Source organism: Sporosarcina oncorhynchi (genome assembly GCF_033304615.1).
In the GTDB taxonomy this organism is placed as follows: domain Bacteria; phylum Bacillota; class Bacilli; order Bacillales_A; family Planococcaceae; genus Sporosarcina; species Sporosarcina oncorhynchi.
On record NZ_CP129118.1, the window covers coordinates 1202026 to 1218164 of the forward strand.

General features: G+C 42.7%; 14 protein-coding genes. 11 read left to right on the forward strand and 3 right to left on the reverse strand.

All coding sequences use genetic code 11. The annotated features are described in order from the left end of the window. Positions 1-35: 35 nt before the first annotated feature. Entirely contained in the window at positions 36-1133 is a 1098-nt protein-coding gene (locus tag QWT69_RS05620) for a M24 family metallopeptidase (RefSeq protein WP_317969816.1), read from the reverse strand. A 104-nt stretch (positions 1134-1237) separates the two neighbouring features. On the opposite strand from QWT69_RS05620, the gene QWT69_RS05625 reads away from it, so the two are divergent. Both QWT69_RS05625 and QWT69_RS05630 read left to right on the forward strand, forming a co-directional pair. After that, positions 1238-1918, forward strand: coding sequence for a metal-dependent hydrolase (locus tag QWT69_RS05625; protein ID WP_317969818.1), 681 nt, complete (start codon positions 1238-1240; stop codon positions 1916-1918). 99 nt (positions 1919-2017) lie between these two features. After that, complete coding sequence (locus QWT69_RS05630) at positions 2018-3325, forward strand: DRTGG domain-containing protein (protein WP_317969820.1); 1308 nt, start codon at positions 2018-2020, stop codon at positions 3323-3325. A 27-nt stretch (positions 3326-3352) separates the two neighbouring features. On the opposite strand, the gene QWT69_RS05635 is transcribed toward QWT69_RS05630, so the two are convergent. Next, positions 3353-3673 (reverse strand): YtpI family protein, encoded by a 321-nt coding sequence (locus QWT69_RS05635; protein ID WP_317969822.1) that lies wholly within the window; start codon positions 3671-3673, stop codon positions 3353-3355. Positions 3674-3766: 93 nt separating this feature from the next. Here QWT69_RS05635 and QWT69_RS05640 point away from each other — a divergent pair, with 93 nt between their 5' ends. The 8 genes from QWT69_RS05640 (at position 3767) to QWT69_RS05675 (ending at position 13783) form a co-directional block, all read left to right on the forward strand. Further along, entirely contained in the window at positions 3767-4708 is a 942-nt protein-coding gene (locus QWT69_RS05640) for a DHH family phosphoesterase (protein WP_317969824.1), read from the forward strand. Between the two features lie 19 nt (positions 4709-4727). After that, a complete protein-coding gene (locus tag QWT69_RS05645; RefSeq protein WP_317969825.1) occupies positions 4728-7793 on the forward strand; it encodes a DNA polymerase III subunit alpha in 3066 nt (1021 codons plus the stop codon). Positions 7794-7998: 205 nt separating this feature from the next. Further along, a complete protein-coding gene (locus QWT69_RS05650) occupies positions 7999-8643 on the forward strand; it encodes a FadR/GntR family transcriptional regulator (RefSeq protein WP_317969827.1) in 645 nt (214 codons plus the stop codon). Continuing rightward, positions 8644-9510 (forward strand): acetyl-CoA carboxylase, carboxyltransferase subunit beta, encoded by an 867-nt coding sequence (gene accD, locus QWT69_RS05655; RefSeq protein ID WP_317969829.1) that lies wholly within the window; start codon positions 8644-8646, stop codon positions 9508-9510. After that, complete coding sequence (locus tag QWT69_RS05660; RefSeq protein ID WP_317969831.1) at positions 9503-10456, forward strand: acetyl-CoA carboxylase carboxyltransferase subunit alpha; 954 nt, start codon at positions 9503-9505, stop codon at positions 10454-10456. The genes accD and QWT69_RS05660 overlap by 8 nt, the downstream gene beginning before the upstream one ends. A 70-nt stretch (positions 10457-10526) precedes the next feature. Then, a complete protein-coding gene (gene pfkA / locus QWT69_RS05665; RefSeq protein ID WP_317969833.1) occupies positions 10527-11489 on the forward strand; it encodes a 6-phosphofructokinase in 963 nt (320 codons plus the stop codon). A 27-nt stretch (positions 11490-11516) separates the two neighbouring features. Further along, complete coding sequence (gene pyk / locus QWT69_RS05670) at positions 11517-13277, forward strand: pyruvate kinase (protein WP_317969835.1); 1761 nt, start codon at positions 11517-11519, stop codon at positions 13275-13277. Positions 13278-13399: 122 nt separating this feature from the next. After that, on the forward strand, positions 13400-13783 hold the full coding sequence (locus tag QWT69_RS05675) for an FxsA family protein (RefSeq protein WP_317969837.1): 384 nt from the start codon (positions 13400-13402) through the stop codon (positions 13781-13783). On the opposite strand, the gene QWT69_RS05680 is transcribed toward QWT69_RS05675, so the two are convergent. Continuing rightward, on the reverse strand, positions 13773-14747 hold the full coding sequence (locus QWT69_RS05680; protein WP_317969839.1) for an AI-2E family transporter: 975 nt from the start codon (positions 14745-14747) through the stop codon (positions 13773-13775). The genes QWT69_RS05675 and QWT69_RS05680 overlap by 11 nt on opposite strands. A 181-nt stretch (positions 14748-14928) precedes the next feature. Between QWT69_RS05680 and citZ the strand changes: the two genes are divergently transcribed. Continuing rightward, the gene (gene citZ / locus QWT69_RS05685; protein ID WP_317969841.1) at positions 14929-16044 is read left to right on the forward strand and encodes a citrate synthase; all 1116 of its coding nucleotides are present in this window, start codon (positions 14929-14931) and stop codon (positions 16042-16044) included. The last annotated feature ends 95 nt before the right edge of the window (positions 16045-16139 follow it).

Below are 16139 nucleotides of genomic sequence, written 5' to 3' on the forward strand. Positions count from 1 at the left end.
AACGCTGGCCGATGACGAATCGGACAGCGTTTTTATTATGCTTTGATAATCTTTAATTCTTTCGGGAACTTAGTAAGCACTTCGACGCCATCTGCTGTTACGACAACATCGTCTTCGATTCTGACTCCCGTGATGTCGGGATGATAGATGCCGGGTTCGATTGTGAATACCATGCCTTCTTGCATTTCCATCTCATTCGTTCCAGTGATGGAAGGGAACTCGTGAACTGAGATACCGAGACCGTGTCCTAGGCGATGCGTGAAGTACTCTCCGTATCCTGCATCTGTAATGATGTCTCTAGCAGCTTTATCTAGATCCATCGCTCTTACCCCTGGTCGCACAAGGTCAATTGCGGCTTGTTCCGCTTTTTTTACAGTTTCATAGATTTCACGCTGTTCCTCTGAAGGTTCACCGAACGCAACAGTTCTAGTAATATCTGAACAGTAGCCTTCATAGACGACACCTAAATCGAACAGAATGAAGTCGCCTTTTTGGATCTTTCGTTCGCCGGGAGTCCCGTGTGGAGATGCGGTTTTTGGACCTGATAATACCATTGTGTCAAAGGACATCTTCTCCGCGCCCATGCGTTTCATTTCAAATTCAATTGCCATAAGGATTTCAAGTTCCGATTTACCTTCCGCAATTTCTTTACAACCGACTTCAATGGCATGATCTGCTAATTCAGCTGCTTTACGTAACTTGATAAGTTCATCTTCGCTTTTGATTTTTCTCATATCGTTCAGCTGTTCGTCGAGACGAGGGAATTCTGCATTTTTGAACAGTTTCTCCATGCGTTCCAGTCTCTCGACAGTCAAATGTGATTTTTCAATTGCGATCTTGTTAAAATCAATGCCCCTTTTTGAAGCCGCAGCAGCAAAAACTTCCCATGCATCATCCGTATCTTCGTGACCGACAGCTTCAAATGTCCAACCACTCGCTTTCAAGTCAGGCACTTCCATTAATGGACAGATGACAAATGGTTCTGCGTCTTTAAAAATCATGACACCTAACAGGCGTTCATGTGGGTCACTTTTGAAACCAGATACATAAAACACATTATCGGGCGTCGTGATGAATGCCGCATCTACATCGTTCTTTTGTAAAAAGTGCTGTATTTCTTTAACTTTTTCCATGATATAACCTCCTGTTTGCATATTGCAATCATATCAAAAAAGAGGGTTTTATGGTTGGATAACGAACTATGTTAAACAGAAGATAAAATTGGAGGGGCTTATAGATGAAAATATCTTATCATGGACATTCAATTGTAAAAATCGAGACGGGTGGTAAGACAATTCTTATAGATCCGTTCATTACGGGCAATAAATTAACGGATTTGAAAGTAGAAGAACAATCTCCCGACATCATTTTATTGACGCATGGCCATAATGATCATGTTGGAGATACTATGGAAATTGCGAAAAGATGCAATCCCTTAATCGTTGCGCCTAATGAATTGGCAGTCTATCTTGGTTGGCAGGGCTTTGAAACACATGGGATGAATATTGGGGGAGCCAAGGAATTCGATTTTGGAACTGTCAAATTCACACAAGCTTTTCATAGTTCGTCATATACGACAGACAACAACGACATTATTTATACAGGTATGCCGGCAGGAATTCTATTTACTGCAGAAGGGAAAACAATCTATCATGCAGGGGATACGTCTCTATTCATGGATATGGAAATGATCGGGAAGCGTCATCCGATAGATGTCGCATTTCTGCCGATTGGGGATAACTTTACAATGGGGCCAGAAGATGCAGCATATGCTGTGAAATTATTGAAACCCAAACTTGCGGTTCCTGTTCATTTTAATACGTTCCCACCAATTGAACAAAATCCCGATATGTTCAAAGAGATGGTTACGGATCATGAAGTGCGCATAATGAAAGCCGGAGAATCAGTTGAATTGTGACTGCGATTACAGCTTAAAAAGAAGTAGGCATCTCCTTTACGCCATTCGTGTCAATATATGATAAAATAAGGATAGGCACTAAGAGAAAAAGGTGAAGAGATGTCGACAAAACATGAGTTGATATTACGGTATATAGAAAGCTTAGCCGTCGGAGAAAAAATTTCAGTGCGGCAAGTGGCTAGAGCTTTATCGGTTAGCGAAGGGACAGCGTATCGCGCCATTAAGGAAGCTGAAAACCAAAAACTAGTCAATACGATTGAACGTGTAGGGACAATCCGGATTGAGAAGAAGAAGAAAGAGAATATCGAAAGACTGACATTCGCAGAAGTCGTCAATATTGTCGATGGTGTCGTACTTGGTGGACGAGACGGATTACATAAGACATTGACGAAATTTGTCATCGGAGCGATGCAACTGGATGATATGAGACGCTATATAGACGCAGGTAGTTTGCTAATCGTTGGAAACCGGCAGCAAGCCCACGAACTCGCATTGAGCGCAGGGGCCGCCGTACTCGTGACGGGTGGATTTGATGCTGCGGATGAAGCAAAGAAGTTAGCGAATGAACTGAATTTACCTATTATATCCTCTAGTTATGATTCGTTCACTGTTGCAACAATGTTGAACAGGGCGATTTACGACCAAATGATTGAAAAAGAAATTCTCCTTGTAGAAGATATAGTGACACCTCTTGAGGAAACAATTACCTTCTTGCCCGATGATGATGTAGCTTATTTCAATCAAGTGAACCGTAAAACGTCCCACTCAGGCTATCCAGTCATCGAGAAGAACGGCAAACTTATAGGAATTGTTACTTCGAGGGATGCAGTCGGAAAGCATGAAAATGAGACAATCGGGAAAGTGATGACGCCTCATCCGATAACAGTAGATCCGAAAACAAGTGTCGCTTCTGCAGGTCACAGTATGATTTGGGAAGGGCTGGATTTATTACCAGTCGTTGGTGAAAATGGTCTCTTAGGAGGCATCATTAGCAGGCAGGATGTCTTGAAAGCTTTTCAGATGGCACAACGACAGCCTCAACAAGGCGAGAAAATTGATGATATTGTCATAAGCCAAATGAAAGCCGTGCCCGATCAGCCGCAAAACATTGAATTTACAGTTGCCCCGCAAATGACGAACCAGTTTGGTTCCTTATCTTACGGTGCATTGACAACGCTTTTGACGGAAGTTGGAAATCGTGCAATAAAAATGCGGAAACGGGGAGAAAGTGTTCCCGAAAACATGACGATTTACTTCATTAAACATGTCCAGCTGGGGAGTACAATTATCGTGGAGCCGAGAATCCTTCAAATGAGCAGGCGTTTCGTGAAAGTGGATTTTGATCTCTTTTCCGAATCAGAATTGATTGCCAAAGCGATGGTCATGTATCAATTGTTCGAACGATAAAAAAACTGATGAGGATGCTACTCCTCATCAGTTTGTGTTAAGTTCTGTTTCTTCGTCGATAAATTGCTTGTAATGCTTCGAAGCTTTAAAATTATACATAATGACATAGCCGCCAAACAGTATGAACAAGGCGCCAACAACATAAGTTATACTTCCATTTAGAAGAACGAGTTGGTTAATGCCGAAGAAGAAAAGTAGTGTCCCCAGATAGATACCTGCCTGGCTCGCGAACAATTTCTTCCTGATCGGAAATACTTGACTTGTTCTGAATTGCCGAGTTTTAAAATAGAAGTAAAACACACCTGATGCGATAATGAAAAATACGAGAAAGAAATTGAGTGTTTTCATTTTAAGAGCCTCCATCAAAGAACTTGTTCCTATTGTAGCGGCTTTCTAAAAGGAATGCGAACAGAAATCATTGACTAGTGGAGGAAAACGACAATGAAAAGACAAATCATCGACACAATTGAAAAATACGATAAGATTATCATCCATCGTCATGTTAGACCAGATCCTGATGCATACGGATCCCAAGTTGGTCTAAAAGAATTAATTAAAACTAATTATCCAAATAAGCAGGTTTTCGCTTCCGGTACACACGACGAACTGCTTAATTATCTTGCGAAACAAGATGAATTGACGAAAGAGGATTACAGTGGAGCATTGGTCATTGTGACGGATACGGGCAATACGGAAAGAATTGATGCCGATTTTTACAAAGAGGGAAGCTATATTATAAAAATCGACCATCACCCAAATGTCGACCCTTACGGCGATCTTAAGTGGGTGGATACGGATTCAAGTTCAACGTCGGAAATGATCTACGAATTATTTTTAGAAGGACAACAGCATAGCGGTTGGAAGATGTCTGATACAGCTGCACGTCTTCTATTTGCCGGCATCGTCGGTGACACAGGCAGGTTCATTTTTCCGAGTGCTACTGTTCGTACTTTTGAAATTGCGGGTGAACTTATCAAGTATGATTTTGATCGCACGAAACTGTTTGCTGATATGTACGAAGAAGATCGTCGAATCCTTCATCTAAAAGGGTATATTTATCAAAACTTCATCATGGATCAAAAAGGAATGGCTTACATTAAAATCAATCAAACGATTTTGAAGGAATTCAATGTTACGGCAAGTGAAACATCGCAACTTGTCGGTGTACTTGGTGATGTACGGGGAATTTGTGCATGGGTAATCTTTGTGGAAGAAAAAGATCAAATCCGTGTCAGACTTCGTTCAAAAGGACCTGTCATTAACGGTCTTGCGGCACAATATAACGGTGGTGGACATCCACTCGCTTCAGGAGCTTCGGTCTATAACTGGCATGAGGCGGACGAAATTATTGAAAAACTGAAAGTGTTATGTTCAACAAACTAATTTGCAGGGGGGAATTACGTTGGTACTTGTCTATCCGCAAATAGTGACCGGCGCTGATCTCCTGCGCGGAATAATTAAGCTAGACCATTTAGCCCCACTTCTCACAAGAAGAGGGGCTAAAACTGTAGGTATTGTAAACTCCAGGATGTACGGTGTCCGCTCATTCTGCAAAACGATGAAAAAATACGGCATACATACAGCCATTGGACTTTCGATTCGTCTTGCTGTTGACGATGACCGAATCGTTTTACTATATGGCTACGCAAAGGATGATCGAGGGTATGAAAGTCTGCTGAAAATCAGCAGTGCCATTGCGATTGGCGAACAGGACACACTACCCTTGAAATGGTTGAAAGCTTATAGCGAGGGTTGCATTTTTATTTGCGCGACAACCGATGCTTCTTGGGAAAGATCGAGGGACAAAGAGACGATTGAACTGATAAAAGAAACGTGTGAAATGGTTTTCGTAGGCATCTCAAGAGCTGGCGGACTAAAGCATCCAGACGAAGAATTGATAGAAGGTATTGCAGCAGACGCGGGGTTGGAGATTACTGCTATACAAGAATCGAGGTATTTAACCAAAGAGGACACATTTGCGTATGATGTCGCCACAGCGATCAGGTCAGGTTATAAATTGAATGATCCGTCAAAACCTGTACAGGAAGCTGTCGATGCCTATTTGCCTACAGAAGAGGAATTCAATAAATGGTTTTCAGATCGGCCTGAGTGGATTGCTACGATGGCAGATATGTTGATGTCTTGTACTGCTGAACTGCCTCCAAGCCGAACATTGATGCCTGCATTTCCCGTTCCCGAGAATATGACAGCGGGTGAGATGCTAAGGGAACTTTGTGAAAAGGGCTTGAGCAGAAGACACGCACAAGCAGACCGTGAATATTCGGATCGGCTATCTTACGAATTAGACATAATCGATCAGATGGGTTTCTCGGATTATTTCCTGATTGTCGAAGATTTTATGACTTATTCAAGGAAACATGGCATTCTAACGGGACCTGGACGTGGTTCCTCAGCGGGGTCGCTCGTCGCTTTTGCACTCGGAATCACAGATGTGGATCCGATAAAATACGGACTGATTTTCGAGAGATTCCTTAATCCTGGCAGGATTACAATGCCCGATATCGATATTGATTTTGCAGATAACCGCCGAGCAGAAGTCATTGAATATGTCGCTAGTAAATATGGGAAATCTCATGTGGCGCAAATTATTACGTTCGGAACATTATCGGCAAAATCCGTTGCACGGAATGTAGCGCGCGTTTTTGATTTCTCAACGGAAGAAATGGCATTCATTTCAAAACAGATTAAAGAAGGGCAACATAAAGACTTAGAGGAGTCGGTTAGACGATCGAAAGCATTACAGGATTGGATTGCCATCGATCCATTGCGCTCAAAGTGGCTACAAGCGGCTGTTGCTCTTGAAGGATTGCCGCGAAATGCGTCCACGCACGCCGCGGGCATCATTCTTTCCCCTGTACCACTCGTTGAAGTAGTTCCTGTTCAACATGGTGGAGATGACCTCTATTTGACCCAATGGGCAATGGGGGATGTGGAAGAGGTTGGCTTATTGAAAATGGACTTTCTTGGACTACGGAACTTAACATTATTAGACCGAATCAGCTCGATGATACAACATGATAAAAGAGTAAAGTTAAAGTTCGAAGATTTTCCGATGAATGATGAAAAGACGTACGAATTGTTTAGAAATGGTGATATGACGGGTGTTTTTCAATTTGAATCGGACGGTATGAGAGATGCACTCCGTCTGATTAAGCCCGATGAATTCAAAGACCTTTACGCAATCAATGCTCTTTATCGACCGGGGCCTATGGAAAACATTGCACTCTATAGCAGAAGGAAAAATGAAAACGAGAAAGTTAGATATATTCATCCACTACTGGAGCCGATTTTAAAGGAAACTGAGGGAATCATCGTCTATCAGGAGCAGATTATGCAAATTGCCGTAAAGATTGCTGGCTTCACTATGGCAGAAGCCGATTTGCTCAGAAGGGCGGTCAGCAAGAAAAAGAGGGATGTTTTGCAGCGAGAGCGTGAGCATTTCGTGGAGAGTGCTGTGCACAATGGTTTTCCCGAAATTTCCGCAATGGAAATCTATGACTTAATCGTTAAATTCGCTGACTATGGATTCCCAAAAAGTCATGCTGTCGCCTATTCGTTAATTTCGTATCAGTTGGCATTCATCAAAGCGAATGAGCCAGTCTATTTCTATGCTGCATTATTGGCGATGGCAACTGGTAATCAGGAAAAAACAATGGAATTGATTCATGAAATCCGTTCAAAAGGGATTGTCGTTCTTCCGCCCTCTATCCAGAGGAGCAAATACTCAACAGTTGTAGAAGGATCATCCATCCGAATTGGTCTTGGCGCTATCAAAGGAGTGACGCCTGCCTTCTATGAAATTATTAAAGAAGCAAGAACGTCCAAGCCTTGGCAAACGCTATTCGATTTTGCCGCAGCAATCGGGGGCGCTAATTTCTCTGAGAAAGCGATTCTCCCACTCGTTAAATCAGGGGCGTTGGACGACTTTGGCGAAAATCGTTCAGTGCTGCTCGCCTCAATTGACGCGGCAGCAAACCATGCAATGTTTGTAAGTCCTGAAGGGGATGATTTACTGCATGACATCATCTTCTCGATTGCACAGCCAAAGTATTCTCCGGGAGGCACGATGCCGCGTTTAGCAATGCTTGAATACGAACGAGAAGTGCTTGGGTTTTATTTATCCGAACATCCTGCCGTTGAGATGAAGAAGATGGTCGGAGGTCATGCTGTCGACTTAGCAGAAATTCCTAAAGTGAAAGCGAGAACTTCAGTGAAAGTTGTTGGGCTAATTCGGGAAATAAAACGAATTCGAACGAAAAAAGGAGAAGCGATGGCTTTTTTGACGCTTCAGGACGAAACAGGCGAATTATCATGCACGCTGTTCCCGAGAACCTATGCATTAGTGAACATGCATTTACAGGAGCTAACAATGGTTCAGCTAGAAGGAACGGTAGAGGACCGGAATGGGCAAATACAAATGCTTGTTCAGGAACTCATGAAGGTATAATGTCAAACTGTCTGCAAGATGAAGCATACGGATTTATGAGGTTCTAACTAGATCTCACTCCCGATTGTTCAATCTTGCAAGACGGTTTTTTGATTTCAGTTAACAAAAAAAGATTACACTTTACGGTCGCCCCACTTTTCTGTATGCTTGTAGATAGCAGTGGTCTGACCACTTTTTAATAATGAAACTTTAAAGGGGCACCGCAATGCAAACGACAAAACCGTCATCTAAGATGTTTCTTGATATTGTTGAAGAACTGAAGTTGATGATTAAGGCGGAAGGCATCACTGTGGGTGATAAATTGCCATCCGAACGAGTCTTGGCTGAACGTCTGCAAGTGGGACGATCTACAATCCGTGAAGCACTGAGAAGCTTGGAGTTGTTGGGGCTCATAGAGACCCGTCGTGGTGAAGGTACTTTTCTCGCTGACTTTAAGAAGCATCAGCTCGTGGAAGTGTTATCTACATTTATCATGCAGCAACCGAACGCCGAAGTGGATGTAAAGAGAACAAGAGTCATTCACGAGAGAGCGGCAATCATAGAAATATGCACGGATTCCAGGAAACGAGATTTGCCCGTCTGGAGAAGTCTTCTGTTGAAAATAGCAGATGAAGGCACCGTACTTCGGGAAGATATTATGCGAGAAATGATTGTTGCGACAGACAACCGACTATCGTTGAAAGTATGGTTCCTGTTGAAACAGTATAGCAAAGTACCTTACGATGAAATGACGAGTGAAAAGGAACATGGCATGCTTATAGCACTTTTAGAAAACATTATTTCCGGCCATGGTCCAGAAGCAATCGAATCTTATGATTGTTGGATTCAAGTAATTGAGGGGGTAGAATGAATGATGATTCGAGAGTTGTTTAAGAAAAACAAAAAAACGATTACGATGCCTTCTGAAAAGGCGAAAAACGATGTGCCAGAAGGAATCATGACAAAATGTCCTGAATGCAGACAAATCATATTGACGAAAGATCTTATGAAAACAGGGAAAGTTTGCCCGAAATGTGATCATCATTTCAAAATGACCGCGTGGGAGCGCGTAGAATTGCTATTTGATGAAGGTACATTTGAATCTATGGACAATCACTTAAAAACTGAGAATCCGTTAAATTTTCCATCCTATACAGAAAAGGTTCAAGCGGATGCGAAAAAAACTGGCCTGAATGAAGCCGTGCTGACAGGAATCGGAAAAATTGGCGATTGCGAAGTGGCGGTAGCCATCATGGATTCACATTTCCGAATGGGTTCCATGGGATCTGTCGTAGGAGAAAAGATTACCCGTGCAGTTGAAAAAGCGACGCAAATGAAAATACCTGTCATCATTTTTTCGGCAAGTGGTGGGGCGCGGATGCAAGAAGGTGTGCTTTCATTAATGCAAATGGCGAAAACAAGTGTTGCATTAAAACGTCATGCTGACAAAGGATTGTTATATATTTCAGTTATGACCTATCCGACGACAGGCGGTGTATCCGCAAGTTTTGCATCGGTTGGCGATATCAATTTAGCCGAACCGAAAGCACTAATTGGTTTTGCAGGAAGAAGAGTCATTGAACAGACAGTCCGTGAAAAGTTACCTGAGAATTTTCAGACTGCTGAATTCTTGATGGATCACGGTCAAGTAGATGCAGTTATTCATCGAGGCGAATTGACCGAAACGCTTTCAAAACTGCTGAGATTGCATGTAAGGGAGGGCAACGGACATGAGTAAACCATTGGCATTCGAAGAACCAATCGTGAAACTACGTGAAAAGATCGCTGAGCTGGAAGAGTTCACTTCATCAAATGATGTAGATTTGTCTGATGAAATTACGAATTTGAAAACCCGTCTTGGCAACTTGGAGACTGAAATATACAGCAATATGGAGCCATGGGACCGTGTTCAGGTAGCAAGACACCCTCAACGACCAACGACAAAAGATTATATTGAAGAATTGTTCGAGGAGTTCATGGAGTTTCACGGTGACAGATCCTTTGGTGATGACGCGGCTATTGTTGGAGGCATCGGTTTCTTTGAGTTGAAACCAGTGACTGTAATCGGTCATCAACGCGGAAAAGACACAAAGGAGAATGTAAAACGCAATTTCGGCATGCCGCATCCGGAAGGGTACCGAAAAGCACTTCGCTTGATGAAACAGGCTGAAAAATTCGGTCGACCAATTATCTGTTTCATTGACACGAAAGGTGCGTATCCAGGCAAGGCGGCTGAAGAACGCGGTCAAAGTGAGGCAATTGCACGTAACCTTGTCGAGATGGCGGGATTAACAGTACCAGTTATTTCGATTGTCATCGGTGAAGGAGGAAGTGGGGGAGCTCTTGCTTTAGGTGTAGCAAATCATATTCATATGCTTGAACACTCCACGTACTCCGTTATTTCTCCTGAAGGCGCGGCTTCGATCTTATGGAAAGATCCAAGTTTATCCAAACAAGCAGCTGAAGCGATGAAAATAACAGCACCGCATTTGAAGGAAATGGGCATCATTGATGAAATTATTCCTGAGTTACTGGGCGGTGCACATCGAGATCCTAAAGCACAGGCGTTGGAAATACGAGAAGTTTTACGCTCATCATTGAATGTACTTTGCAAAATGGGTGAAAATGCTATAATAGACCATCGATATGAAAAATTCCGTAATATAGGTGTGTTCACCGAGTAAAAAGAGGTGCGGGCAATTTCTCGCATCTTTTCGTCTTTTATCGAAAAATAACCGATAAGGTGGAGTGGTGATGAAAAAGATTGGTGTTTTGACGAGTGGCGGCGATGCACCGGGGATGAATGCGGCTGTACGGGCTGTTGTACGTAAAGCGATTTACGAAGGGATGGAAGTGGCCGGCATATTCAATGGCTACGAAGGGCTAATTCAAGGGAAAATTGAATTGCTTCAACTCGGTTCAGTCGGTGACATCATCCAACGTGGCGGTACAATGCTTAGATCTGCTCGCTCACCTGAGTTCATGACCGAAGAGGGCAGGCAGGAAGCGTTGAAGCAATTAAAAGCGCATGGAATTGAGGGCCTTGTCATCATCGGAGGAGACGGTTCGTTCAAAGGAGCGGCGGAATTAGTTAAGTTAGGCGTTCCGTGCGCATGTGTACCGGCAACCATCGATAATGATATAACTGGCACTCAGTTTACGATTGGATTTGACTCCGCCCTTAATACTGTCATCGATGCAATTGATAAAATAAGGGATACCGCAACATCGCATGAACGGACATTCATCATTGAGGTGATGGGACGAGATGCTGGAGACCTAGCGCTTTGGTCAGGTCTTGCGGGTGGTGCGGAAACAATTCTAATTCCCGAAGTGGAATATGATCTCGAGGATATCATTACAAGGTTAAAAAGCGGATCCGGACGCGGGAAAAAACATAGTATAATTGTTGTTGCTGAAGGAGTTATGTCTGGAACAGCGTTATCCGATTCATTGAAAAGAGAAGCGGGTATTGAAACTAGAGTATCCGTCCTTGGACATATCCAGCGCGGTGGCTCGCCATCTGCGAGAGATCGTGTCATTGCGAGTCAATACGGGGCCCGTGCGGTCGAAGTCTTGAAGGAAGGCAAACGCGGTGTTGCTATTGGTATGCAAAACCATACAGTGATAGACTATGATTTGGCAATTGTATTTAAACGAAGTGATACGAAAAAGGATGAAGAGTTGTATAAGTTATCCAAAGAGTTGTCAATTTAAGTAAAGTGGATGAAAGGACGTTTTATAATGAGGAAGACTAAAATAGTATGTACCATTGGTCCAGCCAGCGAAACCCCGGAATTGCTGGAACAATTGATGGAGGCTGGAATGAACGTCGCTAGACTGAATTTCTCTCACGGTTCTCACGATGAACATCGGGCTAGAATTGAAACCATTAGAGAAGTATCTAATAAAACTGGCAAAGTCGTCGGTATTCTTCTTGATACGAAAGGTCCTGAAATACGTACCCATTCGATGAAAGGCGGCAGCATCGAACTTATCACTGGACAACATATCGATATTTCGATGACAGAAGTGGAAGGCGATAACGAAGCTTTTTCTGTCACCTATGAGAAACTGATTGAAGATGTTCAAAAAGGATCCGTCATATTATTGGATGATGGTCTTATCCAGCTTGAAGTTGTAGGGCTAGACGTTGAAAAAGGACTCATTCACACCCTTGTTGTCAATTCAGGTACCCTGAAGAATAAAAAAGGGGTCAATGTGCCAGGCGTTTCAGTTCAACTACCAGGTATAACTGAAAAAGATAAAGAAGATATTCTGTTCGGTATTCAAGAAGGTGTTGATTTCATCGCAGCGTCATTTGTCCGCCGCTCATCTGATGTGATGGAAATCCGTGAATTGCTTGAATCAAACAATGGAGGACACATTCATATCATTCCAAAGATTGAAAATCAGGAAGGTGTCGACAACCTGGATGAAATCATTAATGTATCGGATGGTTTGATGGTTGCACGTGGAGATCTTGGAGTAGAGATTCCTGCAGAAGAAGTGCCGCTTGTTCAGAAAATGATGATTAAAAAATGCAACCAGGTTGGTAAGCCGGTCATCACAGCTACTCAGATGCTTGACTCAATGCAACGTAATCCTCGTCCTACAAGAGCTGAAGCGAGTGATGTTGCAAATGCCATCTTGGACGGGTCTGATGCCATCATGTTATCTGGAGAAACGGCTGCAGGTCTTTATCCTGTTGAATCGGTGCGTACAATGGATCGCATCGCGCAAACTGCTGAAAGTGCTGTAGATTACCGCTCAGTCGTGTCGACTCGACGCAAAGAAAAACAGGGCAATATGACAGAAGCAATCGGACAAGCGGCAGCTTATACGGCCATCAACTTGAATGTAAAAGCTGTACTTGCTCCTACTGAAAGCGGGCACACTGCAAAAATGATTGCGAAATACCGTCCGGGCTGTCCAATTATCGCGATTACTTCCTCTGAGATTATCTCAAGGAGGTTGTCATTAGTTTGGGGAATTTATCCGATCATCGGAACGCGTGTTAATTCAATTGATGAAATCTTACAGGAATCCGTTGAAGAAAGCGTAAAACATCAATATGTCACTCATGGTGATGTTGTCATCATCACTGCTGGAGTTCCTGTCGGAGAAGCGGGTACAACGAACTTGATGAAGATTCATGTCATCGGCGATATGCTTGCGAAAGGGCAAGGAATCGGTAAATCTGTTGCTTTTGGCCAAGCGATTATCGCTCATAGTGCAGAAGAGGCTTTGGCGCATGATGTTACAGGGAAAATATTGGTAACGTATTCTTCTGATCGTGATATGATGCCTGCCATCGAGAAATGTGCGGGCCTCATCACTGAAGAAGGTGGTCTAACAAGCCATGCTGCTGTTGTCGGATTGAGTCTTGGCATACCGGTCATTGTCGGTGTACCGAATGCAACTGAAACAATCATCAGCGGAAAAGAGATTACAATGGATGCTGAGTCCGGTGTCATCTATAATGGACATGCAAGAGTTCTATAACTGATATATTAAAATGGCCGCCTTTCGATTTACTGAAAGCGGCCTTTTCACCAATGTTGGAATGTAGCCATCCTATCAAACAAAAGATGGATGAACATTCCGGAGAACTGGAGTTGAATTATATGAAATGGCTTATACTTGCATTTGTTTTCGTCCCGATTGCTGAAATAGCACTATTGCTATATTCGGGAAGTGCAATCGGGATTTTTCCGACAATCCTGCTAATTATCATCACCGGAATTGGAGGGGCATACTTGGCAAAACGCCAAGGACTTAAAGCATGGACTGAACTCCGTACAAGGATGGCAACGATGGAAACTCCGGGGAATGCAATCATTGACGGTGTCTGTATCTTTTTCGGAGGCATCCTGCTCATTATGCCGGGATTCATCACGGACATTGCTGGCGTGCTTTTATTGTTCAAAGGTCCACGAAAACTACTACGCCCGTTGATTGTTGCGTGGCTTTACCGGAAGATGAAAAAAGGCCAAATTGTCATCCGGTAAAAGAGGGATGTTTCTTAAGCTTTAAAGCAGCGAACAACAGAAAGGGAGTCAACAAAATCCCGGGTAAACCGAATAGGTAGAATGAACAAACCGTTATGAAGAAGGCATGGATGGGCTTGACGCGGAAGGCAGATGCCCACATATAGGATTCTGCCATCTGCCTTGTCGTGATGACGAATATATAAAGAAGGATTAAAGAAATGCCGACAAACAACTGTTTTGAATAGAGATAGAAAATAGCCATTGGAATGAGAAACAAGCCGATTCCAAAAAGTGGGAGACTGTCAATGAGTGATACAAGGAACGCACTTCCAATAGGTGAATTGAATCCTAAAATTGTGAAACCGATAGACAGAACGATAAATGTAAGTAAAAACAGACGTGCTTCGACGAAAAAGAAAGTACCAATCAATTCACCAGACTTCGTAAAAATTCTTTTTGCTGGTTTTTTCATGCTTGCCGGAAAATAGATCAGGAACCAAAAACGATTTTTCCCTGATTCACGCAACGCGAAAAAGTAAGCGACGATAAAAATGAACAAGCTGAAAATTTTCTGGAACAGAGTCGTTGTGAAACTGATCGCATATTCAAGTAACGCATGTCCATATTCAATGAACTTTTCATCGAGAAAAACAAAGATTTTGCCTGTGGAATTGGTGCTTTTTGTATAGTGGGCCAACTGTGTTTCAACAAGTGGAATCGTATCCATTAGTCCATGTAGTGCGATAAATAAAAAAGTACTTGCGATAAAAATGATGGAAAGCATGACGAAAATTGTAGCGATTGTCAGTGGCAACCGACTAACGGTTCGGAGTGCTGTCAAAATGGGAGCGGTAAAATAGGCGACGATGATTGCAATACCGACCGGTGGAACAAAATAAATGAAAATTATGGCCAGCAGAGCAGGCAACCAATTTAAGGAAAATTGTCGGAAAGGCTCTTGTTGGACGTGTTTTTTTAACAAAGTTTCATCCTTTTCAACTTTTTTTATGATGAAAACAAGCGTTTCCATTCACAAAACTGTAATATTTGCTTATAATGGTCTTTGTAAGCGTTATACACCGAAATATTATCACAAGTAGATTTGTCCTCATTTACAAGATTTTGTAGATATAAGGACGAAATACAGTTAAGGAGCGATTCATATGACAGCAGCAAAAGGATTGGAAGGAATTGTAGCGACTCAGTCAGCAATCAGTTCCATTATTGATGACACCCTTACATACGTCGGTTACGATATCGATGATCTTGCAGAGAATGCAAGTTTTGAGGAAGTTGTTTATCTTTTATGGCACCAACGTCTGCCGAAGTCTGCCGAACTGGCTGAACTCAAGCAACAATTGGCGGACAATATGGCAATTCCACAGCCTGTACTAGATCATTTCAAAACGTATCCTATTAATGATGTGCATCCGATGGCAGCATTGCGCACAGCGATTTCTCTTCTAGGATTATACGATGAAAGTGCAGAAGATATGTCAGACGAAGCCAATTATCAGAAGGCGATCGAGCTTCAAGCGAAAATCGCTACAATTGTCACAGCATTCTCTCGCATCCGTAAAGGACAAGAACCTGTTGCACCTAAAACAGACCTTGGCTATGCGGCTAATTTCCTTTACATGTTAACTGGTGAAGAACCACAAGACATCGCTATTGAAGCATTTAATAAAGCACTTGTGCTTCACGCAGATCATGAGCTGAATGCTTCGACATTCACTGCCCGCGTATGTGTTGCTACTCTTTCCGATATGTATTCAGGTGTGACTGCAGCTATCGGTGCTCTTAAAGGGCCACTTCACGGTGGGGCGAATGAGCAAGTTATGAAGATGTTGATGGAAATCGGTTCCGAAGAGAAAGTTGAATCGTACATCAGAGAAAAGCTTGATAACAAAGAAAAAATCATGGGCTTTGGTCACCGCGTTTACCGTAAAGGTGATCCACGTGCAAAGCATCTTCGTGAAATGTCTAAGAAATTGACTTCACTTCGCGGAGAAGAAAAGTATTACAATATGTCCGAGAAAATTGAATCGATCGTTACTGGGGAAAAGAATCTTCCTCCAAACGTTGATTTCTATTCAGCTTCGGTATATCATTCACTTGATATCGATCATGATTTATTCACACCTATTTTTGCAGTATCCCGAATCTCAGGCTGGGTGGCACATATCTTGGAGCAATACTCCAACAACAGATTAATCCGTCCACGCGCAGAGTATATCGGACCAGATATGCAAAAGTATGTTCCAATCGAAGAACGATAAAATTGTCGAATTAAACTTTTGTAGTTTAATTACAGGCGATCCGGGGCGGTATCTCGTATACCGGCCCTCTCATATTGAAATGGAGGAAATTAAAA

Bases quoted from the DNA above. Each gene is read 5' to 3' on its own strand.
- QWT69_RS05620 (WP_317969816.1), bottom strand. From the start codon at position 1,133: ATGGAAAAAGTTAAAGAAATACAGCACTTTTTACAAAAGAACGATGTA.
- QWT69_RS05625 (WP_317969818.1), top strand. From the start codon at position 1,238: ATGAAAATATCTTATCATGGACATTCAATTGTAAAAATCGAGACGGGT.
- QWT69_RS05630 (WP_317969820.1), top strand. From the start codon at position 2,018: ATGTCGACAAAACATGAGTTGATATTACGGTATATAGAAAGCTTAGCC.
- QWT69_RS05635 (WP_317969822.1), bottom strand. From the start codon at position 3,673: ATGAAAACACTCAATTTCTTTCTCGTATTTTTCATTATCGCATCAGGT.
- QWT69_RS05640 (WP_317969824.1), top strand. From the start codon at position 3,767: ATGAAAAGACAAATCATCGACACAATTGAAAAATACGATAAGATTATC.
- QWT69_RS05650 (WP_317969827.1), top strand. From the start codon at position 7,999: ATGCAAACGACAAAACCGTCATCTAAGATGTTTCTTGATATTGTTGAA.
- accD (WP_317969829.1), top strand. From the start codon at position 8,644: ATGATGATTCGAGAGTTGTTTAAGAAAAACAAAAAAACGATTACGATG.
- QWT69_RS05660 (WP_317969831.1), top strand. From the start codon at position 9,503: ATGAGTAAACCATTGGCATTCGAAGAACCAATCGTGAAACTACGTGAA.
- pfkA (WP_317969833.1), top strand. From the start codon at position 10,527: ATGAAAAAGATTGGTGTTTTGACGAGTGGCGGCGATGCACCGGGGATG.
- pyk (WP_317969835.1), top strand. From the start codon at position 11,517: ATGAGGAAGACTAAAATAGTATGTACCATTGGTCCAGCCAGCGAAACC.
- QWT69_RS05675 (WP_317969837.1), top strand. From the start codon at position 13,400: ATGAAATGGCTTATACTTGCATTTGTTTTCGTCCCGATTGCTGAAATA.
- citZ (WP_317969841.1), top strand. From the start codon at position 14,929: ATGACAGCAGCAAAAGGATTGGAAGGAATTGTAGCGACTCAGTCAGCA.